We start from the raw sequence: 3,447 nt of genomic DNA on the forward strand, positions 1-3,447 counted from the left end.
ATTAGGACACGAACTAATGAGAAAACACGGTCACCAAGAGACTTGAAAGTCTGTTCCCTGTTCCCTGTTCCCTGTTCCCTGTTCCCTATTCCCTGTTCCCTGCTATAGATTTAACTTTAGAATGATGTCGTTTCCTAGCTGCTGTCTTCACGATGGAAATGGATAATGCAGCACATGAGGTCTTTCTATGTTTTTACCCCCTGGGTTTGGTGAGAAATATGTGATGACCACGCTAGGAAGAATGGTGTACTATACTGCTGTTGGAAAACCGTGGTCTGACACAAATGTTGAGCAATCAAGCGAGAAAACATTAGTTTTCCTACACGCGTTTGGTGGTGGTTCTTCTGCTTACGAGTGGTCTAAAGTTTATCCAGCTTTTGCTGCGGATTATCGAATCGTCGCGCCGGATTTGATTGGGTGGGGACGCTCTGACCATCCGGCTCGAAGTTATAGTGTTAATGACTACATTCAAACTATTATTGAGTTCATAGAAAGGACTTGCAATGGTCCGATTAGTGCGATCGCCTCTTCACTCACTGCTGCTTTCACGATTCGCGCTGCGATTCTTCGCCCCGATTTATTCAAGTCTTTAATTTTGACCACACCAGCAGGTTTGGCTGAATTTGGACAAGATTACAGCAAGAGTTTATCTGCTCAAATTGTCAACATCCCAGTTGTAGATCGATTGCTTTACATGACTGGGGTTTCTAGCAGTTTTGGCATTCGCAGCTTTTTGGAAGAACGTCAATTTGCTCGTCCAGAACGAGTTTATCCTGAAATTGTCGAAGCATATTTGCAATCTGCTCAACAGTTTAATGGAGAGTATGCTGCTCTTGCTTTCGTACGTGGTGATTTATCTTTTGATTTATCTCAATATATAACTCAATTGACCATTCCTACTGCCATGATTTGGGGGCAAAAGTCAGAATTTACAGGACCAGAAATAGGTCGCCGACTTGCAGACATGAACCCTCAGGCAGTCCGCATCTTTTATAACTTAGAGGATGTAGGCTTAACCCCCCAATTGGAACTTCCTGCTGTCACGATTGGGCTAATTAGGAAATTTTTACCTTTACTTGAGTCATCTGTTTGAACAGCTTTTCCTTTTTTGTAATATCATTTACACTTGCGTCGGAGTGATTCAAGATTTTACCCTTATGCTTGCCCACGATTTTCGTACAACCTCACCCCGGTATTGATTCCATTACCGCCTTGGGGTTGGTTAACTCGGTGTACTTTTGCAATGTACTTTCAATGGGGCAGTTACCATCTCAAATCACCAAACGCCAGATACCTACGGAGGGAAACCCTCCTTCAGTACTGGCTCCCCTGTACGCATAACGGTTTTGCTCCGTAGAGCCTTCCCTTTCGGGAGTGAAGTTAGCCTCGACCTGTTATAAGAGCTTGTTGGGCTTGCAACACTGTTCCAGTGACCTTAGAACTGTTTAATCACAAGCGACAGAGCGGGGAACTGGCTACGCATTCCGAGGTGTCGTGACTCAAATAACGTTTACCCTTCGACTACGCTCAGGGTGGTCTGGTCAGCACAACTTGCTAGATTTCTCTTGCAAGCTCAGTCCCTTTAGGGCTGGGTTGCTGACTGTAATGAAGAAAAAGCTTACCCAGTTAAATTACGCGCCCTAATAACTAAGTTTAAAATTGTTGCCATAATTAGGATAAGCCATAATAAGATTATTTTTTTTGCTTCTTCGCGCCCTCCCCCCTTAGGCGCAGGGCTTGGTTGTAATCTTCTAATGCGCCTTTTTTGTCTCCCAAGTCACTACGGACAAGCCCTCGGCCGTAGTAGGCGTCAGGATCGTTAGGATTAAGGCGCAGGGCTTGGTTGTAATCTTCTAATGCGCCTTTTTTGTCTCCCAAGTTACTACGGACAAGCGCTCGGTTGTAGTAGGCGTCAGCAGTGTTAGGATTGAGGCGCAGCGCTTGGTTGTAATCGTCTAATGCGCCTTTTTTGTCTCCCAAGTCATCACGGGCATTCCCTCGGTTGTAGTAGGCGTTAGTATAGTTAGGATTGAGGCGCAGCGCTTGGTTGTAATCGTCTAATGCGCCTTTGTTGTCTCCCAAGTTTCTACGGGCAGTCCCTCGGTTGTAGTAGGCAGTAGCATCGTTAGGATCTAGGCGCAGCGCTTGGTTTAAATCGTCTATTGCGCCTTTTTTGTCTCCCAAGTCATCACGGACAAACGCTCGGGCAAAGTAGTTAATAGCATAGTTAGGATTTAGTTTCACAGCTTGGTCAAAAGAGTTTAATGCTCCTTTCTTGTTTCCGTCCGCAGCCTCAATAAACGCTTGTGAGTAGTATTTAGCTATAGCAGAGTTAGTTTCTGCTTGTTTATACTGATACCAAGTTGTCCCCCCCAATGTCGTGATAATCGTCAATGCTGCCGCTGAGACACCAGCAATTCCCCTTTGCTTACGGGCTTTCTCTTCTCGAAGCTGGCGATCGCGTACTTCAATACTAAGTTGAATAAAATCTTGCTCTGATAAACTTAGCTCTTCGCGACGTTGTTTTAATTTTTCTTCTGCCTCTGACAGCGGCACACCACGCAACAATACTCCTTCATCTCGTTTTGTCTCTTCCCACTGATGTATGATATCCCTTAACCGCTCTTGCCAAGCTCGAAACAAACGGTCTTTTTTCATCCACTCGCGCAGCGTTTGCCATTCGCGGATTAGGGCTTCATGGACAACCTCCACTGTATCTTCCCCAGATTTCTCATCATGTCCGGTGACAACCAAACGGGCTGTGTATCCTGCTAAATCACTCACCAATCCCCAATTCTCATCTCCTACTTCTTTGCGGGTGGCGATGCGACGAGTATCCTCAGTTCCTTCCCCTGGGCGCACCAATTGCACAAAGATGCGCTGTGCAGCTTTTTGTTTTGTTTCACTCAATTTTTGGTAAACTTGCTCGGCATGATTTGCTAGCGCTTTTTTCACACCCCCGATCTCTTGGTATGCTTGATGAGTGAGTGTGCGGTTTTGCTGTAGGGCTGTTTTTTAACTGCTTCTACCAAACCGTTGACAAATGTTTCCCTTCCAAAAAAGAATGCTGCATCTTCTTCTCCAAATGCTGCTAATCCTTGATAGGGATTAGGTGGAATAATGTCTATTTCTGGTTGGCTGGGGATGATACTAATTTGCTCTTTTTTAAATAGAACTGGAGTTTGCTGCTCTAAATATTTTATTAAGATCGAGCAACCTAATTCATAAGCAAACTCCACCTGTTGTCCTGCTGCTAGAGCATCATAAAATGCCACAGAAAATGCTATTGCTGCTTTATCCCCAACCGCTTGGTTCATGCCAATCACATAATTGACGTGTTGGCTAATCGCTTTTGCTTGCACCTCACTATAGCAGGCATTGAGAAGTACACACTGCTCCATAAAACTTATACATTGCTGAACAATGCGGTTTATTTCTCGCTTCAGC

Annotated in this window: 3 protein-coding genes; 1 reads left to right on the plus strand and 2 read right to left on the minus strand. The window is 44.9% G+C overall.

The genetic code is table 11. From position 1 onward, the window contains the following. Positions 1-187: 187 nt before the first annotated feature. On the plus strand, positions 188-1,093 hold the full coding sequence (locus AC5590_RS20770) for an alpha/beta fold hydrolase (protein WP_169268932.1): 906 nt from the start codon (positions 188-190) through the stop codon (positions 1,091-1,093). Between the two features lie 599 nt (positions 1,094-1,692). On the opposite strand, the gene AC5590_RS20775 is transcribed toward AC5590_RS20770, so the two are convergent. Together AC5590_RS20775 and AC5590_RS20780 are read right to left on the minus strand one after the other, a co-directional pair. Beyond that, positions 1,693-2,955, minus strand: coding sequence for a tetratricopeptide repeat protein (locus AC5590_RS20775; protein ID WP_246162762.1), 1,263 nt, complete (start codon positions 2,953-2,955; stop codon positions 1,693-1,695). Beyond that, the coding region (locus AC5590_RS20780) for an nSTAND1 domain-containing NTPase (RefSeq protein WP_441293687.1) at positions 2,952-3,447 on the minus strand (496 nt) is incomplete at its 5' end. The genes AC5590_RS20775 and AC5590_RS20780, both read right to left, overlap by 4 nt.

It is taken from the genome of Brasilonema octagenarum UFV-OR1 (assembly GCF_963888615.1).
Classification (GTDB): domain Bacteria; phylum Cyanobacteriota; class Cyanobacteriia; order Cyanobacteriales; family Nostocaceae; genus Brasilonema; species Brasilonema sennae.

What these genes read in the sequence shown, in the direction of transcription:
- AC5590_RS20770 (WP_169268932.1), top strand. Translation starts at nt 188, where the DNA reads ATGTTTTTACCCCCTGGGTTTGGTGAGAAATATGTGATGACCACGCTA.